The following is a 15,202-nucleotide window of genomic DNA, read 5'->3' on the forward strand; positions in this document are numbered from 1 at the left end:
TCATCAGGATAGGTTCACATCTACGCATGGAGCAAACCCTGGTGCAGATCGGGATATGGTCCCCCCATCATCGCCGGGTTGCCCCCCATCTTTTTTTCTCCCGGCGGCCAAATTAGTAAGAGACCATCCGTGTACTATCACCTCATCCTGACCGACAACTGCAACCTCTGCTGCACCTACTGCCGGGGGAAGGCATTCACCGTCGACCCCCCGGAGACGTGCGACATCGCCGTCGACGAAGACCTCCCGGTGGACCTTGATATCGACCTTGCCGACCTCTACCGGTTCCTTGCAAAGGACCCCGATGCCGTGCTGACGTTCTACGGCGGAGAGCCCCTCCTCGCCGTCGAGCGCATCCGCGAGATCGCCCGCGATGCCCCCGTCTCGGCCCTGATCCTCCACACGAACGGAACACTCCTCGACCGCCTCGACCCCGCGACGCTGGACCGCTTCGACACCATCCTGGTCTCGATCGACGGCCCTGAGGAACTCACCGACGCCCACCGTGGAGAGGGGACGTTTCGCCGGATCACGAGGAACCTGCGGGGTCTTTTGGCAGGCGGGTTCTCCGGCGAGGTGATCGCCCGGATGACCGTGACCGAGGATACCGATATCGTGGAGGCCGTCCGGTATCTCACCGAGAACGATGAGTTCTCATTCCCGGCCGTTCACTGGCAGATGGATGCGAACTTCTGGAACGACTACCAGATGCGGGATTACGCTACGTGGGTGAAGGAGAGTTACAACCCCGGCATCCGGTCGCTCGTCGCGTTCTGGGTCGAGACGATGCGCACAGAGGGCCGGGTGCTCCGGTGGTACCCCTTCATGGACCCGGTCCAGGACATGCTCCTCTCCCGGCCGAGCATGCTCCGGTGCGGATGCGGCCACGCGAACTACAGCATCATGACCGACGGACATATCGCCCCCTGCCCCATCATGGTCGGGATGATGGACTATTACGTCGGGCAGATCGCGACCGCCGATCCCCTCCACCTTCCGGTGACCGCCGTCGGGGGTCCCTGCACGGCATGTGGTATTCGTGACTTCTGTGGGGGCCGGTGCCTCTACTCGAACATCACCCGCCCCTGGCCCGAGGAGGGGCGGCGGGTCGTCTGCGGGACGGTGGAGAACCTCCATTCGGCGCTCTCAGCGGCACTTCCGGAGATCCGCCGTCTCATCGACACGGGAAGGGTCCGGATGGAAGACTTCGACCACCGGAAGTACAACAGCTGCGAGATCATTCCGTGAGCGAGAGGGACGGGGAGGTTTATTCGTCCCCGAGGCTCGCGAGAAGTTCCTGCGCTCCTTCCACCATGGCGCGGGCGGCCTTCGCCTTGGCCTTCACGACAGCGTGGTTGCCCTCTTCGAGTGCCGCTTCCGCCTCCCCGTAGAGAACCTCGGCCCGGTCAGTCCGCGCCCGGGGCTTCTTGACGTCCAGCCCCTCGGCGGCCGCAATCTCGACCTCCTCCTGAACGGCGAGCAGGTCGCCGTAGAGTTCCTCCAGGAGTTCGCGCAGTTCCTCCGTCCTGGCGAGATCCTCCTCCCGCTTCTGCCGGCCGCGCTCGCGGAGAGCCTCCCGCGCCTCCTCCTGCCCCTCGATGATCGCCTGGAGCTCGTTCTCGACGTCCCTTACCGCCTCCGCGAGCACTTCCGCGAACGCCGTCCTGTCCTCGCGGGAGGACTCGTAGCCGTCGTATGCCCCGTATGCCCCGCCGGCCGCCGCACCCCCGATGGCACCGCCGACGACGTCACCGACATCCCGGTCGCCCCGGAGTATGCCGCCGAGGAGACCGCCGATACCTGCCCCGGTGATGGCTCCCGCTATCCCTTTCCGGACCTCTTTTCGCTCCCGCTTGACGGTGTAACTCACCCGGACATTCTCGCGGTCGACCGTGATCTCCATGCTCCCTTCTTCACCGGTATGCCGGACATCCATCCTCGAGGATGTCTCACCGATATTCTGGTGCATGATCTCCGTGCCCCTGAGAGCGAGCTGCGACATCAGCCGCTCCACAAAGTCCTGGTAGAGGGACGATACCCCCTGGCCGTAGTAGACAAACGCCATAACTACCTCCGTGCAATTGTAGTCAATCTCACAGTCCGGCATAAAAACCTTACCAGATGCAGGGGCAGGAAAACCCGACATGGGACTCGCGTGCCCCGGGATGAAGGGCAACCTTCATGCAGACAGAGAGATGACTACGTCTGGACGAACATGACGACCATTGGTCTCATCCTCTGCAGGATCGGACTCCACCGCTGGGGCAGGAAGCGGGGATACGACGAGTTCTCCTCGAACGTCATCGAGTGGGAGCAACGGTGCGAACGGTGCGGGAAGCGGAAGCGATGGGTCGAGACGAAGCGGGACCGGCGGCGGTGACGGTTTTTAACCGGAACGTGCATCTGCTCAAACACCGGTTACGGCATCGGCACCCCGGCTCCGCCAGCCGCCCTCCGGCACCAGTATCTCGAACCGGGCGCCTCCCCCGGCTTCGCCGGTCTCCCGGATAGTAATCCCGGTCATCGCAAGGATCTCCCGCGCCAGGAAGAGCCCGAGGCCGGTGTTCTTGCCGAAACCACGCAGGAATATCTTCTCTTTCTCGTCTGCCGGTATTCCGGGGCCGTCGTCCTCGACGACGATGGCAAGGCTTCCTCCCTGATGACGGCAGTGAACCCTGACCTTCGGGGCCGGCCCGGCATGCCTGACTGCATTCTCAAGGAGGTTGTAGAAGACCTTCTCCAGCATAGGATCGGCGTAGACCTCAAACCCGGCGGTTTCGGTAACAAGGGTGAGGCCCAGGAGACCGAGGCCTTCCGCAGCCCGGGCCACGCACTCACCGAGGTCCTGATACCCCGGAGCCCGGGTCCCCAGGTCCTGGCAGTCATGGGTGAACACAATCTGGCGGTTGATGAACCCAAGAGTTCGCTCCTGCCGGTCCAGGTATCCGAGGAGGGCCGGATCGGTTGTCCGGTCTCTCGCAAACTCCAGGTAGCCCTGGAGGACGGTCAGCTGGTTCAGGGTGTCGTGCCGGGTGATGCTGGCGAGCAGGTGCATCTTATGGTTCGCGGCGATCAGAGCGTTCTCGGTCTGTTTCCGGTCGGTGACGTCCCGGACGATGGCCTGGAGCTGGCGCGCGCCTCTCACGTCCACCCGGCTCACGCTCATCTCTACATCGTAACACTTTCCGCTCGGTGCAGCGATCCGCCACTCGAAGAACTGCGGCTCGCCGGCATACGCTGCCTTCATCTTCTCGACAGCGCTTGTAAACGCCGGAAGGCCATCCGGCTGGACCGGGGCCGCCAGTTCCCAGGGTGTCTTCCCGATGAGAAACTCCCGGGTGCACCGAAAGGTATCGAGGGCCTTTTCGTTGCAATCGACGAACCGGTCTTCCTCAAAGATGAAGATCGGATCGTTTGCCCCCCCAAAGAGGGCCCGATAGCGCTCCTCGGAGTCACGCAACGCCCGGACGGCTCGCCGGCGCTCCACCGCCTGCACGACCCGGTGCTCAAGCTCGGCAAACTGTGAACGGGGGTCGCCCCCTTTGTGGATGTAGCCGTCCGCACCGCAATTGAGCGCCTCGATGACGACCTCCTCACGACCGCGTCCGGTAAAGAGGATGAACGGGATATCCCCGAAGTGCTGCCGTACCTCCTTTAAGAGTTCGATACCGTCCATCTCCGGCATCTGATAGTCCGCAATGACAGCGTCGCAGGCCCGCTCCCCGAGTCGGATCAGGGCCTCCCGGGCGGAGGGCGCGGTCTCGATGGTGAGCGCACCCGTGCGTTCGAGAAACAGTTTACCGACTTCAAGAAGGGCTGGTTCATCATCGACGTAGAGTACAGAATACTGAACCATCTGCAACGTCCCAGACCAGATATTCCCGGGTCACCGGATAATAAGCTATCGAAACGTCACAACGCGATTATAACACAGAATTTGAGAGTTGGAGTGTGAATAATGAGCAATTCGTTGACCCTTCACCGGTTCCGCTGCAGGCATCCCGGCTCTGCGAGCGCGACGATAGCGGAGCACCGGGGATGCTGCGGCCGCCCACGATGGCGGACCCGGGGCGTCACGTCCAAAAAAAAGAGGTTATCGTTTGAGTTCCTTTCCTGCCGAGAAGGCCTTCGCGAGCATGCCGCCGAACTCGTAGTACTCCTGCCGCATCGAATCGTAAGCGAACGGGCGGATCTTTCCGATATCGGGCTTACCGTCCTCCCCGAGGACGCTCTCGTCCACCTTCACGTCCAGGATCTCACCGATGAACTGGGTGTGCACGCCGATCTCGACCGTCTCAAGGAGCCTGCACTCGAGGGCGACCGGGAATTCCCCGACATACGGGGCGTTCACCCGGTCGCCCTTCACCGGCGTGAGCCCGGTTGCGGCGAACTTGTCGGCATCCCGGCCGGAGGCGATACCGAAATAGTCTGCCTCCTTCACGTAATCCACCGAGGGGATGCTGATCGTGAACTCGCGCCGCTCGATCAAGTTCTCGTAGGTCTGCCGGGCTTTCTGGACCGAGACCGCCACCGCCGGGGGACGCGACGAGCAGATACCACCCCAGGCGGCGACCATCGCATCCGGCCGGCCGTCGGTCCCGTAGGTCCCGATGATCAGGACAGGATGGGGATAGAGGAGGGTCCGTGGGCCGATTGATTGCTTTGTCATGGGGTATGGTTCGTCCCTGGGCCCGGATAAACCTTTTCAAGCCCGGGAGCGAGCAAGGGAGGGGGTCGGATGCTCACCCGGCGGACGTTACGGTCAGAATAAACCAGTAGCAACTCCGCTGGTACGGTGCCGGGGTCTGTCGCTGAACGTATGAAGGATGGTACGGGTTACGTTCATATATGATACCCGCATGAGTCAGTCGCCGTCAACGGAGGAAATAGGTATGGGAGTTGTGAAATGTTGCCGTGAACAGGTCGTCGCGGTATCGCCGGATACCCCGGCCACGGATATAGCAAAGACCATGGAAGATAAGAACGTCGGGAGCGTCGTCATCATCAGCGGCGACAACAGGCCCCGTGGCATACTCACCGACCGCGATCTCGTGGTCAGGGTCATGGCGCAGGGGAGGAGCCCGGGTGAGGTCCGGGCGGAGGAGATCATGTCCCGGGATGTCGTCACGTTCCAGGACAGTATGGGGATCTACGAGGCCATCCAGAAGATGACTGATGCGGGCATCCGGCGGATGCCGATCGTCGGCGATACCGGGAAGTTGATCGGGATCGTCACGATGGACGATATCGTCCGGATGCTGGGCGAGGAGATGGCTGCTATCGCAAAGAACATCGAAAAACAGAGTCCGCCGATGCAGAAACAGAAAGAGAGCCCGCCCGTACCCATGTAAGGGAGGGCTCCGGCATCTTCTCTTCTCCGGCCGGGGGCTCTCGCCCCCGCACCGGCCGCCCCTTACCCGGTGGCGAAGACAACGACCTCCCCGGTCTGGTTCATCGACCCTTCCATCGCCCGGACCAGGTCCTCCCAGGTCGCACCGGGCTCAAGAGCGAGATCGAGGTCGAGCGCGTAGACCCGGAAGAGGTATGCCTCGGCCTTCCCGGCCGACGGGCAGGGGCCCCGGTACCCAATGGTGCCGAAATCGTTCATGCCCTGCAGGGCGTGCAGCGGCGACTCCACCTCCCCCTCGGGCGGGAACCCTTCGGGGATGAGCGGGACGGCGGGAAGGTTCCAGATGACCCATGCCACCCGGGAAGGCCCTTCCTCGGGGCTCGTCGTCGCGAGGACCGCAAACGACTTGATGTTCGGCAGGGCTCCTTCGACCCGGATGGGGGGCGACCGGTTCGCACCCTTGCAGGTGTAGACCTCCGGGAACTCGTCAAAATCCAGTTCTATGGTGAGGTTCGCCATATCATCAGGCTCCGTCGATACTCCCCTTCCGGAACCAAAGTATAAAAAGGGTGTGCGTGGTCACCGGGAGTACATGGCAACGGTATCGCCGAACTGGAGGACATGGCCCCGCATCGCCTCGATGAGGGCATGCTTCCCCGCACCGGCCGGGAGGTCGAGCATGGCATCAAGCCCGTAGACCTTGAAGAGGCACCGGTGCGTCTCTCCCGCGGGGGGGCAGGGGCCGCGCCAGCCGACGGTCCCGTAGTCGTTCGTCCCCTGGACGGCCGCTACCGGGGCCGTCACGATGCCCTGCGGCGGGATGCCCTCCGGGATGATAGGTGTCGGCGGGAGATTCCACAGGATCCAGGTGGTGAAGGAGCACCCGGGTTCGAAGGGGTTCAGCGCAAAGACCGCCATCGATCGCGTCTCCCGGGTGAACCCCCGGACCCTCAGTTCGGGGGAGAGATCGGGGCCGTCGCACGTATTCCAGACAGGAAGTTCTGCCGAACGGAGTGAGACGATCAACCTGGCAACTTCGGAGCCCATAGAGGAGTTCTCGGCGTGAGGATGATAAAAATGTTGCGGGAGCGGGGCCGGGACCGGAACGTCTCTACCGGCGGTAGACCGCCATCGTCTCGCCGTAGCCGGTCGCAACGGAGGCAAGCGCAGCATCGAGTTCGACCCGGCCGGCACCCGGGGAGAGGTCGATCTCCCGTTCCACGCCCCAGACCCGGATGAAGAATCGGTGCTCCGTGCCCTTCGGCGGGCAGGGGCCGCCGTAGCCGGTCCGCTGAAAGTCGTTCGTCCCCTGGACGGCAGGGATCGGACGGGAGACCCGGGGGTCCGGAGGGATGCCCGCAGGGATCTCGCCGGTCGACGGTATATTCCAGGCGAGCCAGTGGGTGAACGTGCCCCGCGGAGCGTCCGGGTCGTCCACGATGATCGCGAGGTAGGGTGCATCCGACCCGGAGACCCGTATCCGCGGGGAGAGGTTCTCCCCGTCGCAGGTGTGCTCCCGGGGAAAACGGTCGAAATCGACCTCAATTGTCAGGTTCTGCATGCGCGGTTCACCTTCGCCACGCGAAAGCGATGAATCGTATATATCCGTTGCGGCAGGCGGGACGGTGCCGGGCCTAGCACCGGGGCGACCCCGCTTCGGCCGCCCTCCCGTATGCCGCGATTGCCTGGCCGTATTCCCGGATCGCGTCACCCATGGCGCGGCCGAGGCCAACCCGATCAGCCCCGGGCGCGAGATCGAGCGGTCGGTCGAGCCCGTAGACATGAAAAAGGTAGCGGTGCGACTCCCCGCGGAGCGGGCAGGGGCCGCTATAGCCTATCTTCCCGGAGTCGTTCTTCCCCTGGACCGCAGCAACCGGCTCCGTTAGAGTCTCTTCGGCCGGCAGGCCCTCGGGGATCTTCTCGGTACGCGGGATATTCCAGGCAAGCCAGTGGGTGAACGTGCCCCTGGAAGCGTCGGGATCCTCCATGATGACCGCGAGGTACGGGGATTTCGCGCCGAAGACGGTTATCGCCGGTGAGGTGTTCGCGCCGTCACACGTATGCTCCGGCGGGAAGATGCCGAAGCCCAGGATAACGGTTAACGGTTCCATCGTCACGTTCCTGTCCGCATCAGACGAGCCCCATGTCCCGGGCCTGGACCAGCAGTTCCTGCACCTCCTGGTCGGTGAGGTCGTGCCACCGCTCGTAGGCCTGCGCTACTGCGAAGGTGGGGCTGGTCCTGATGTTTGAGCAGACGACGAGGTCCGCCCTCCGGGCGATGAAGTTGACGGCGTGAAGGGAGCCGGTGGGGACCGCTACGATGACCTTCCGGGGCGACTCAGCCCGGGCCGCCTCGATGGCGGCGAGCATCGTATACCCGGTCGCGAGGCCGTCATCGATCAGGATCGCGGTCCGGCCTTCAAGCCCCGGCTCCTGCCGCCCACCGGAGAACTTCTCCAGCCGCTCTGCCACGTTCGATTTCGCCTTCGCTATCGCGGCACTCACCTCGGCGTCCGAGAGGTGGAGCCCGGCCATGAGACCCCGGTTCAGGAAGACCCGCCCGTCCCAGGTAACGGCACCGAACCCGGCCTCCGGGTTCCAGGGGATCTGCACCTTCCGCACGACCGCCATCCGGAGCGGGGCCTTGAGTGCCCGGGCCACCTCAAGCCCCGGCGGCACCCCTCCGGCAGGGATGGCGCAGACCACCGGCTGGCCGAGCGTCTCCATCGGCGAGAGGGTCGCCGCGAGGTGCCGCCCGGCATCGGTCCGGTCCTCAAAGACGCCCAGCCGGTCCCGCATCGCTCTATCCTCAATGATCCGGCTCGACTCAAGCATAGGCCCGCCTTACTGCGCCGGGGTATTAACGTCTTGTGGTGGACGATCCCCATCTCCAGGGAACGATACCAATAACTCCCACTAGATCGATGATTAGGCGGCAGATGATGCGAAGAGAGAGTGACCGGAGGAGGCACCGCCGATGGCAACCGATGGCGTGACGCTGTATACCGACGGTGCGTCACGGGGAAACCCCGGGGACGCTGCCTGGGCCTACGTGATCGTGCGGGACGGCGCCGTCGTGGCCGGCCGTTCGGAATGTATCGGGACCGCGACCAACAACGTGGCCGAGTACCACGCCGTCATCAACGGCCTGGAGGCCGCCCGGGCGTTCACCGACGGCAACCTGACGGTCCGGTCGGACTCGGAACTGGTCGTCCGCCAGCTCACCGGCCGGTACCGCATCACGAAAGAGCACCTTGCCGACCTCGCGGGCCAGGTGCGGGAGAAGATGCGCAACTTTGCCGAGGTCAGGTTCGAGAGCGTCCCGCGAGAACACCCCTGCATCCAGGTCGCGGACCGCCTCTGCAACGAGACGCTCGATGCGAGGAGGCGATAGCATGGCTGCCATCGAGTGCATCCCCATCGGCATCGTCCGGTCGCCCTACCGGGTCCGGTCCGACGCTCCAAGGCAGGGGCGCCTCGCGGACACCGTCGCGGAGATCTGCGTCCTCGAGACCTACGCCGCGGGGCTCGAGGGGATCGAGCGGAGCAGCCACCTCATCGTGCTCTACTGGCTCGACCGGGCGGAACGCGGGCTGCTCTATGCAAAACCGCCGGGGGAGACCCGGGAACGCGGGGTCTTCTCGACCCGGTCGCCCGCCCGCCCAAACCCGATCGGGCTCGGGATCGTTGATCTGGTCCGGCGGGAGGGCGACGTCCTGGTGGTCCGGGGGCTCGACGCCCTGGACGGGACCCCGGTGCTGGACATCAAACCCTACTCCCCCGAGATCGACTGCATCCCTGAGGCGACAGGCGGGTGGCATATAAAGCGGTAGATCAGGTCACGGGACAGGGACCGTCTCCTCTCCGATGCCGAGTTCGCGGAGTTTCTCCGGCGTGGGCCGCCCCTCGCGGTCCCATCCCCGGGCGCGGTAGTAGTCGTCGAGGAGCGGCTCCCGTTCCCAGACCCGGCCTTTCGGGGCGCCTTCGGTGAGCGGTTCCCGGAGGAGGCGCGGTGGCAGCGTATCGTCCTCCCGGGTGCATCCAGCCTTCAGGTTGAAGACCTTCTGCATGTTCCAGACCCGCTCGCCTATCCGGAGCACCTCGCCGGCATCGATATCGTAGCCGGTGACCGCCGAGACCATCGCCCCGTAGTCCGCGGCCCCGAGCGGGAACGAGGTGAAGAGACAGGCCCCCGACGAGTCGATGAAGGCGGTGAGGTCCTGGAACGTCTTCGTCCAGACCGCCTTCCCGTCGTTCGAGTAGGGGTCGAGTTTCTCCGGCGATCCGAGCACCTCGGGAGCAATCAGGTAGCCGTAGACGTGGTCGCCACCCCGGACCGACGTTGCGTAAGCAAGGCCGTGCCCCTGCAGCCCCCGGGGGTCGTAGGCAGGGAGTTCCTGGCGCTTGACGCTCATCGAGAGTTCGGGGTGCCCGTGCTTCCTCGCGAAGCGGAAGGAGCCTTCGGCGAGCTCGTCGCCGAGCCCGTCGCGGTGGCCGATCCGGCGGACGAGGTCGACCATCTGCTCTGCGTCGCCGAACCGGACCACGTCGTCGATGTAACCCTTCTCCGAGAGTTCCATGGCGCAGGCGATCGTCGACCCGGTGGAGATGGTGTCGAGGCCGAGGTCGTTACAGAGCGTGTTCGCTTCCGTAACAGCACCAAGGTCGTCGATCCCGCAGTCGGGGCCGAAGGCCCAGATCGTCTCGTACTCCGGACCCGCCATCCGCTTCCCCTCGACCTCGACGTCGCGGCCGCACTGGATAACACACGTCTGGCACCCCATCTTCCCGGAGAGGATGGTGTCGGCCATCCGCTCCCCCGAGATCTTCTCCGCGGCGGGAAAGTGAGCAGTCTGGAAATTACGGACCGGGAGGATGTAGTTCTCGTTGATGATGTTCACGAGGACGGCGGTCCCGAACCGGGGCAGTCCTCCGCCCGAGATAGCGTTCTCCCGGATCTTCTCTGTGATCTCGCCCTTCAGGGAGAGGAACCGATCGCGGTCGGCAACGGTGATCCGGCCGCTTCCCCGGGCGGCGACCGCTTTTAGGTTCTTCGACCCCATCACGGCACCGACGCCCCCGCGGCCGGCGGCCCGGGAGGTCTCGTTGATGATGCCGGAAAACCGGACGAGGCGCTCGCCGGCGGGGCCGATGCAGGCGACGCTTGCGCCGGGGTCGCCGAGGTCCTCCAGGAGGGCCGTCGTCGTCTCGCCTGTCGTCATCCCCCACAGGGGCGAGGCATCCCGGACCTCCGCGTGCCCGTTATCGAGGAGGAGGGAGACCGGCCGTTCCGCCCGCCCCAGGATCACGACCGCATCGTACCCGGCACGCTTCATGCTGGTGCCGAACTTTCCGCCGGAGTTCGCGCTGGTCAACGTCCCGGTCAGCGGCGACTTCGTGACGACGTCGTACCGGGAACCCAGGGGAAGGCCGCTCCCGGCAGTCGGCCCGGTGGCGAAGACCAGCACGTTCTCCGGACCGAGAGGATCGATGCCCGGGTTCACCAGGTCTTCGAGGATGCGGACCCCGAGGCCTCTCCCTCCGATGTATGCCCGCCTCCACGCTTCAGGAAACGGTTCCTCCATCGTCCGCTCTCTCGTGAGATCGACGTGGAGGATCTTCTCTGCGTAGCCGTTCATAGGTTATCACCGTGCCCATAGGGCCAGGCCCGGGCAATAAGGCTGCCGGACAGCGATATTGACCCATTAACTTTCACGGCGAGGAAATGAGATGCGATCCTGGCACGCGCCCGGGAGCGATACCAATAAGACTGGAGACCCCTATCACCCGGGGTGGAGGAAGAGGTGGCGGCGGTTCGGGGCGCGAACGGAGGGGATGCCATAACGGTGAAGGTCAGGGCGTTCGCCATGCTCCGCGACATCATCCCGGCCGAGTGCAATGCGGAGATTCCCGGAGGATCGACCATCGGTGACCTGCTCGCGTATCTCTCCGCCCGATACCCAGGGCTCGGCGGCGCCCTCTTCACCTCCACCGGGGAGATCCGGGCTTACGTCAATATCTTGAAGAACGGCAGGAACGTCCACTTCAGCGGGGGTCTCAAGACGCCCCTTGAGGACGGCGACACCGTCGCCCTCTTTCCCCCCGCCGCCGGAGGCTGAAACCCGGGCTCCGGCGGCCGGACGGGGTTTTTGCCATCACCTATACCTTTTTGTGACGTTTACCAGTAATATATAATAACTCCAGATTATGAGATACCCTACCACGGAGGATACTTCTGATGACGCAAACGAACGAACCCGATAAGGAAACCTGTGCCGGCAACTGCGCCGGCTGCCCATCTGCGACCGGATGCAGCGATCCGAGAAATGCGGACGCCCCAAAGGGCCTCCCCCCGAAGGCCGAGGTCAGCGTAAAGCATGTCGTCCTCGTCCTCTCCGGGAAAGGCGGAGTAGGAAAGAGCACGGTCTCGGCAAACCTCGCCTACGCTCTTGCCAACCGCGGCTATAAGACGGCCCTCATCGACCTCGACATCCACGGCCCGGACATCCCGAAGATGCTCGGGATCGAGGATGCCCGTCTCCAGTCCTACGACGGGAAGATCATCGAGCCCGTCAGGGTCACCGGCAACCTCGCGGTCATCTCGATGGCATTCCTCCTCCCGGAGCGCAACACCCCCGTGATCTGGCGCGGTCCGATGAAGATGACGGTCATCCGGCAGTTCCTCGAGGACGTCAACTGGGGCGACCTCGACTACATGATCGTCGACCTCCCGCCCGGCACCGGCGACGAAGCCCTCACCGTCGCCCAGCTTGCCCCGAACATCGCCGGGGCGGTCATCGTCACCACCCCGCAGGACGTCGCGGTCCTCGACTCGAGCAAGGCGGCCGAGTTCATCAAGAAACTCGAACTCCGGGTGCTCGGGATCGTGGAGAACATGAGCGGGTTTGTCTGCCCCCACTGCAATGAGGCGATCGATATCTTCGGCAAGGGCGGCGGCGAGAAAGAGGCGAAAGAGCTCGGGGTGCCCTTCCTCGGGGCCATCCCGCTCGACCCCGAGATGCGCAAGGCTGCAGACGAAGGAAGGCCGTTCATCCTCCGCCGTGCCGGGGCCGAGGAGAGCCCGACCTGGAAGAGCTTCGACGCCATCATGGAAGCTTTGGTGAACGAGATCGAGGGGTAAAGAATGGATTACTCGACGATTCTTGCGGGCCGGGAGGAACCCCTCCCGGTATTTTCAAGGGTCATCGAAGCACTCGATAACTTTGAGGAACTCCCCTTCCTGCTCGAGCCCATCTTCCGTGAGGTCTCGGAGCTCGAGGACGACGACCTCGACCGCTTCCGGTTCGGCCTCGTCCGCCTGCAGGTCTACGCCGACATCCACCGCTACGAGGATATGGAGGCGGCCCAGCGGATGAAGTACGTCGCGACGATACTCGAACGGATGCTCTTCGGGAGGCTCCTCCTCGAGGGCGAAGAGGCCGGCGGCAAGCAGTGTTGCTGAACCGGACGGTCCTTCGGAGCCGTCCTCCCCTTTTTTCACGACAGTGTCGTGAGCCGGTCGGCCGGAGAGGGCTACGCCGCTTAGACGGACGCGGATACCCGGAACAATACAGGCGTCCGTTTCGAAACTTCGAGCGGCCTCTGGAGTAATGCATCATCTTCGATCAACCCTTTTTTTTCCTGAGCACGTTCATCAAGTGTGCTGTTTTCCGGGCACACGCCGCGCTACTCCGGGTAGGATCGATCTGATCGGCCTGTACCACGATATCGGCAGATGAACGCCCAAAGACAGGAGAATGAAGGGTGGGGCCGGTCGGTAGTCGAGCGACTATCAGATAATCTTCAGTGGGGAGTTTCCGGCATCAAAGGCTTTTCCGCCCAGAATCTCTGGTATATGTGGCAGTTTTACCAGGAATACCACGACAGCGAAAAACTCCAACCAGCGGTTGGAGAAATCAGCTGGAGCCTCTTGTCGTCATGTCGCGATGCAAGGATCCGCTGGAATTCGAGTACTACCTCCGCATGACCCGGAAGTTCGGCTGGAGGGTGAGGACCGAGAGGACTTCAGCGATCTGCTGTTTCACCGGTGGTTCCGATACTTTGTGACATCTCGTAGGTGAACACGTACCGCGCGACCACCTGCTGGCCGGGTTCAAGAGTACCGCTCGTGGGATTGATGCTCTCGGTCTTAATGGCGAACGCCGCCGACTGCAGATATATGTTCTCAAACCTCTGGCGCATGAGTTCCTTTTTTGAAACGTATTCCGATTCTAAAAAACTCGCACAACTTGTGCGAGAAATTGGCTGTGGTCTGAGTTCTGGCTCACCGGGGGTTGGCGCAGCGATATTGCCCTGCTCGATGAACTGAGATGTCTGGAAGTACGCATATGAGTAACAGACAAAAAGCGCTCACCGCGTGAGAAACGCTACAGCGGACCGGGACTGGCCCGGCAATTTTGCAAAAAAAAGGTTAGTAGGTCGCCAGGTACCGATCGAGCTCCCAGGGGTGGACCGCCGTCCGGAACGACTCCCACTCGGCCCCGGCAACGTTCGTGAGCGCCTCGACGACATGGGGGCCAAGCGCCCGGCAGAGGAGGTCGTCGGCGAGCAGGGCCTGGTGGGCATCGGCGAGGTCCCCGGGCAGGGTCGCGATCCCGGCGCACTCCCGCTCGGCGGCCGTCATATGGTAGATGTTGTTGCTGACACCGGCCGGCGGCTCGATCTTCTCCCGGACGCCCTCCATCCCGGCGGTGAGCATCGCGGCGAAGGTGAGATAGGGGTTGCAGGTGGGATCAGGGCTCCGGAACTCGACCCGGGTGCTGTTGCCGCGCGGGCTCGGGACCCGGACCAGGGCCGACCGGTTGCCGGCGCTCCAGCTGACGTAACAGGGCGCCTCGTAGCCGGGAACAAGCCGTTTGTAGGAGTTGATCGTCGGGTTCGCGACCCGGGTGATGGCCCGGGAGTGGGAGAGCAGTCCCCCGATGAAGTGCATGCAGGTCTTTGAGAGCTGAAGGGGCGCGTCGGGGTCGTAGAAGGCATTCCTGCCGTCCTTTGCAAGCGAACAGTTGACGTGCATCCCGCTCCCGCAGATGCCGTAGATCGGTTTCGCCATGAACGACGCGTGCAGGCCGCGCATCAGGGCTATCGTCTTTGCTGCGAACTTGAAGGTGATGACGTTGTCTGCGGTGTGGAGCGCGTCGCTGTACTTGAAGTCGATCTCGTGCTGGCTTTCGGCGACCTCGTGGTGGGAGGCCTCGATCTCAAACCCCATATCGGTGAGCGCAAGGATGATCTCGCGCCGGACGTCCTCCGCAAGGTCGGTCGGTGCAAGGTCGAAGTAGCCGCCGACGTCCTGGAACTGCGTGGTCGGCCGACCCCCGACCATCCGGAAAAGGAAGAACTCGAGTTCCGGCCCGGTGTTGAAGACGTAACCATCCCTCGCAGCGTCCTCCATCGCCCGCCGGAGGACGTAGCGGGGGTCGCCCTCGAACGGCTTCCCGTTCGCCATGCAGACGTCGCAGACGAAGCGCGCCTCCGCGTTCTCGCGGGACTGCCAGGGCAGGAGGGTGTAGGTGGAGAGATCGGGTTTGAGCACCATATCGGACTCCTCGATACGGACGAACCCCTCGATCGACGACCCGTCAAACCCGATCCCGCCGGTCAGCGCCTTCTCTGCCTGCTTCACCGGGATGGCAACGTTCTTGGGCATGCCCAGGAGATCGGTGAACTGCAGGCGGAGAAATCGGACATTATCCTGCTCGATACGATCCAGCATCGCAGAAGTGGCATCACGGGACATGTGGAAGTCAACTTCTATCCGATGAAATAAATACTTATTGACACAAATAGATAAAATGAGCTCAAAATCGGCAACAACATGTTGCTCACCGT

At 63.5% G+C, this 15,202-nt stretch carries 20 protein-coding genes; 9 read left to right on the forward strand and 11 right to left on the reverse strand.

Annotated elements, in window-relative coordinates; translation table 11 throughout:
• Positions 1-129: 129 nt before the first annotated feature.
• On the forward strand, positions 130-1,248 hold the full coding sequence (locus tag V6K60_RS12275; RefSeq protein WP_332450814.1) for a TIGR04084 family radical SAM/SPASM domain-containing protein: 1,119 nt from the start codon (positions 130-132) through the stop codon (positions 1,246-1,248).
• Positions 1,249-1,267: 19 nt separating this feature from the next.
• On the opposite strand, the gene V6K60_RS12280 is transcribed toward V6K60_RS12275, so the two are convergent.
• On the reverse strand, positions 1,268-2,065 hold the full coding sequence (locus V6K60_RS12280; RefSeq protein WP_332450815.1) for a hypothetical protein: 798 nt from the start codon (positions 2,063-2,065) through the stop codon (positions 1,268-1,270).
• A 150-nt stretch (positions 2,066-2,215) separates the two neighbouring features.
• On the opposite strand from V6K60_RS12280, the gene V6K60_RS12285 reads away from it, so the two are divergent.
• Positions 2,216-2,380 (forward strand): hypothetical protein, encoded by a 165-nt coding sequence (locus tag V6K60_RS12285; protein ID WP_332450816.1) that lies wholly within the window; start codon positions 2,216-2,218, stop codon positions 2,378-2,380.
• Positions 2,381-2,407: 27 nt separating this feature from the next.
• Here the strand turns inward: V6K60_RS12285 and V6K60_RS12290 are convergent, their stop codons facing one another.
• Together V6K60_RS12290 and V6K60_RS12295 are read right to left on the reverse strand one after the other, a co-directional pair.
• A complete protein-coding gene (locus tag V6K60_RS12290) occupies positions 2,408-3,856 on the reverse strand; it encodes an ATP-binding response regulator (RefSeq protein ID WP_332450817.1) in 1,449 nt (482 codons plus the stop codon).
• A 237-nt stretch (positions 3,857-4,093) separates the two neighbouring features.
• Entirely contained in the window at positions 4,094-4,669 is a 576-nt protein-coding gene (locus V6K60_RS12295; RefSeq protein WP_332450818.1) for a flavin reductase family protein, read from the reverse strand.
• A gap of 223 nt (positions 4,670-4,892) precedes the next feature.
• Between V6K60_RS12295 and V6K60_RS12300 the strand changes: the two genes are divergently transcribed.
• On the forward strand, positions 4,893-5,351 hold the full coding sequence (locus V6K60_RS12300; protein ID WP_332450819.1) for a CBS domain-containing protein: 459 nt from the start codon (positions 4,893-4,895) through the stop codon (positions 5,349-5,351).
• Between the two features lie 62 nt (positions 5,352-5,413).
• On the opposite strand, the gene V6K60_RS12305 is transcribed toward V6K60_RS12300, so the two are convergent.
• From V6K60_RS12305 to V6K60_RS12325, 5 genes are all read right to left on the reverse strand, one after another.
• Positions 5,414-5,869 (reverse strand): YbhB/YbcL family Raf kinase inhibitor-like protein, encoded by a 456-nt coding sequence (locus V6K60_RS12305; RefSeq protein ID WP_332450820.1) that lies wholly within the window; start codon positions 5,867-5,869, stop codon positions 5,414-5,416.
• A 60-nt stretch (positions 5,870-5,929) separates the two neighbouring features.
• Complete coding sequence (locus V6K60_RS12310; protein ID WP_332450821.1) at positions 5,930-6,397, reverse strand: YbhB/YbcL family Raf kinase inhibitor-like protein; 468 nt, start codon at positions 6,395-6,397, stop codon at positions 5,930-5,932.
• 64 nt (positions 6,398-6,461) lie between these two features.
• Positions 6,462-6,911, reverse strand: a complete 450-nt coding sequence (locus V6K60_RS12315; RefSeq protein WP_332450822.1) for a YbhB/YbcL family Raf kinase inhibitor-like protein — start codon at positions 6,909-6,911, stop codon at positions 6,462-6,464.
• Between the two features lie 73 nt (positions 6,912-6,984).
• The gene (locus V6K60_RS12320; RefSeq protein ID WP_332450823.1) at positions 6,985-7,461 is read right to left on the reverse strand and encodes a YbhB/YbcL family Raf kinase inhibitor-like protein; all 477 of its coding nucleotides are present in this window, start codon (positions 7,459-7,461) and stop codon (positions 6,985-6,987) included.
• 19 nt (positions 7,462-7,480) lie between these two features.
• Entirely contained in the window at positions 7,481-8,185 is a 705-nt protein-coding gene (locus V6K60_RS12325) for a phosphoribosyltransferase (RefSeq protein WP_332450824.1), read from the reverse strand.
• Positions 8,186-8,327: 142 nt separating this feature from the next.
• On the opposite strand from V6K60_RS12325, the gene V6K60_RS12330 reads away from it, so the two are divergent.
• Both V6K60_RS12330 and tsaA read left to right on the forward strand, forming a co-directional pair.
• A complete protein-coding gene (locus V6K60_RS12330; RefSeq protein ID WP_332450825.1) occupies positions 8,328-8,744 on the forward strand; it encodes a ribonuclease HI family protein in 417 nt (138 codons plus the stop codon).
• A 1-nt stretch (position 8,745) separates the two neighbouring features.
• Positions 8,746-9,183 carry a tRNA (N6-threonylcarbamoyladenosine(37)-N6)-methyltransferase TrmO gene (gene tsaA / locus V6K60_RS12335; RefSeq protein ID WP_332450826.1) on the forward strand — a complete coding sequence of 146 codons (438 nt, stop codon included), beginning with the start codon at positions 8,746-8,748 and terminating at the stop codon, positions 9,181-9,183.
• A 6-nt stretch (positions 9,184-9,189) separates the two neighbouring features.
• Here the strand turns inward: tsaA and V6K60_RS12340 are convergent, their stop codons facing one another.
• On the reverse strand, positions 9,190-10,989 hold the full coding sequence (locus tag V6K60_RS12340) for an aldehyde ferredoxin oxidoreductase family protein (protein WP_332450827.1): 1,800 nt from the start codon (positions 10,987-10,989) through the stop codon (positions 9,190-9,192).
• Positions 10,990-11,154: 165 nt separating this feature from the next.
• Here V6K60_RS12340 and V6K60_RS12345 point away from each other — a divergent pair, with 165 nt between their 5' ends.
• The 4 genes from V6K60_RS12345 to V6K60_RS12860 all read left to right on the forward strand — a co-directional run bounded on the left by V6K60_RS12345 (position 11,155) and on the right by V6K60_RS12860 (position 13,337).
• On the forward strand, positions 11,155-11,469 hold the full coding sequence (locus V6K60_RS12345) for a ubiquitin-like small modifier protein 1 (protein ID WP_332450828.1): 315 nt from the start codon (positions 11,155-11,157) through the stop codon (positions 11,467-11,469).
• A gap of 119 nt (positions 11,470-11,588) precedes the next feature.
• Complete coding sequence (locus V6K60_RS12350) at positions 11,589-12,491, forward strand: Mrp/NBP35 family ATP-binding protein (RefSeq protein WP_332450829.1); 903 nt, start codon at positions 11,589-11,591, stop codon at positions 12,489-12,491.
• 3 nt (positions 12,492-12,494) lie between these two features.
• The gene (locus tag V6K60_RS12355) at positions 12,495-12,812 is read left to right on the forward strand and encodes a hypothetical protein (protein ID WP_332450830.1); all 318 of its coding nucleotides are present in this window, start codon (positions 12,495-12,497) and stop codon (positions 12,810-12,812) included.
• A gap of 273 nt (positions 12,813-13,085) precedes the next feature.
• Complete coding sequence (locus tag V6K60_RS12860) at positions 13,086-13,337, forward strand: DUF1016 N-terminal domain-containing protein (protein WP_442919575.1); 252 nt, start codon at positions 13,086-13,088, stop codon at positions 13,335-13,337.
• A gap of 38 nt (positions 13,338-13,375) precedes the next feature.
• On the opposite strand, the gene V6K60_RS12360 is transcribed toward V6K60_RS12860, so the two are convergent.
• A complete protein-coding gene (locus V6K60_RS12360) occupies positions 13,376-13,552 on the reverse strand; it encodes a hypothetical protein (protein ID WP_332450831.1) in 177 nt (58 codons plus the stop codon).
• A gap of 229 nt (positions 13,553-13,781) precedes the next feature.
• Positions 13,782-15,110 (reverse strand): type I glutamate--ammonia ligase, encoded by a 1,329-nt coding sequence (glnA, locus tag V6K60_RS12365; protein WP_332450832.1) that lies wholly within the window; start codon positions 15,108-15,110, stop codon positions 13,782-13,784.
• Between the last annotated feature and the right edge of the window lie 92 nt (positions 15,111-15,202).

Source organism: Methanoculleus sp., assembly GCF_036677455.1.
Taxonomy (GTDB): Archaea; Halobacteriota; Methanomicrobia; order Methanomicrobiales; family Methanoculleaceae; genus Methanoculleus.

What these genes read in the sequence shown, in the direction of transcription:
- V6K60_RS12860 (WP_442919575.1), top strand. Translation starts at nt 13,086, where the DNA reads ATGAACGCCCAAAGACAGGAGAATGAAGGGTGGGGCCGGTCGGTAGTC.
- V6K60_RS12295 (WP_332450818.1), bottom strand. Translation starts at nt 4,669, where the DNA reads ATGACAAAGCAATCAATCGGCCCACGGACCCTCCTCTATCCCCATCCT.
- V6K60_RS12340 (WP_332450827.1), bottom strand. Translation starts at nt 10,989, where the DNA reads ATGAACGGCTACGCAGAGAAGATCCTCCACGTCGATCTCACGAGAGAG.
- V6K60_RS12280 (WP_332450815.1), bottom strand. Translation starts at nt 2,065, where the DNA reads ATGGCGTTTGTCTACTACGGCCAGGGGGTATCGTCCCTCTACCAGGAC.
- V6K60_RS12310 (WP_332450821.1), bottom strand. Translation starts at nt 6,397, where the DNA reads ATGGGCTCCGAAGTTGCCAGGTTGATCGTCTCACTCCGTTCGGCAGAA.
- V6K60_RS12330 (WP_332450825.1), top strand. Translation starts at nt 8,328, where the DNA reads ATGGCAACCGATGGCGTGACGCTGTATACCGACGGTGCGTCACGGGGA.
- V6K60_RS12285 (WP_332450816.1), top strand. Translation starts at nt 2,216, where the DNA reads ATGACGACCATTGGTCTCATCCTCTGCAGGATCGGACTCCACCGCTGG.
- V6K60_RS12325 (WP_332450824.1), bottom strand. Translation starts at nt 8,185, where the DNA reads ATGCTTGAGTCGAGCCGGATCATTGAGGATAGAGCGATGCGGGACCGG.
- V6K60_RS12300 (WP_332450819.1), top strand. Translation starts at nt 4,893, where the DNA reads ATGGGAGTTGTGAAATGTTGCCGTGAACAGGTCGTCGCGGTATCGCCG.
- V6K60_RS12290 (WP_332450817.1), bottom strand. Translation starts at nt 3,856, where the DNA reads ATGGTTCAGTATTCTGTACTCTACGTCGATGATGAACCAGCCCTTCTT.
- V6K60_RS12355 (WP_332450830.1), top strand. Translation starts at nt 12,495, where the DNA reads ATGGATTACTCGACGATTCTTGCGGGCCGGGAGGAACCCCTCCCGGTA.
- V6K60_RS12315 (WP_332450822.1), bottom strand. Translation starts at nt 6,911, where the DNA reads ATGCAGAACCTGACAATTGAGGTCGATTTCGACCGTTTTCCCCGGGAG.
- tsaA (WP_332450826.1), top strand. Translation starts at nt 8,746, where the DNA reads ATGGCTGCCATCGAGTGCATCCCCATCGGCATCGTCCGGTCGCCCTAC.
- V6K60_RS12320 (WP_332450823.1), bottom strand. Translation starts at nt 7,461, where the DNA reads ATGGAACCGTTAACCGTTATCCTGGGCTTCGGCATCTTCCCGCCGGAG.
- V6K60_RS12305 (WP_332450820.1), bottom strand. Translation starts at nt 5,869, where the DNA reads ATGGCGAACCTCACCATAGAACTGGATTTTGACGAGTTCCCGGAGGTC.
- V6K60_RS12350 (WP_332450829.1), top strand. Translation starts at nt 11,589, where the DNA reads ATGACGCAAACGAACGAACCCGATAAGGAAACCTGTGCCGGCAACTGC.
- glnA (WP_332450832.1), bottom strand. Translation starts at nt 15,110, where the DNA reads ATGTCCCGTGATGCCACTTCTGCGATGCTGGATCGTATCGAGCAGGAT.
- V6K60_RS12360 (WP_332450831.1), bottom strand. Translation starts at nt 13,552, where the DNA reads ATGCGCCAGAGGTTTGAGAACATATATCTGCAGTCGGCGGCGTTCGCC.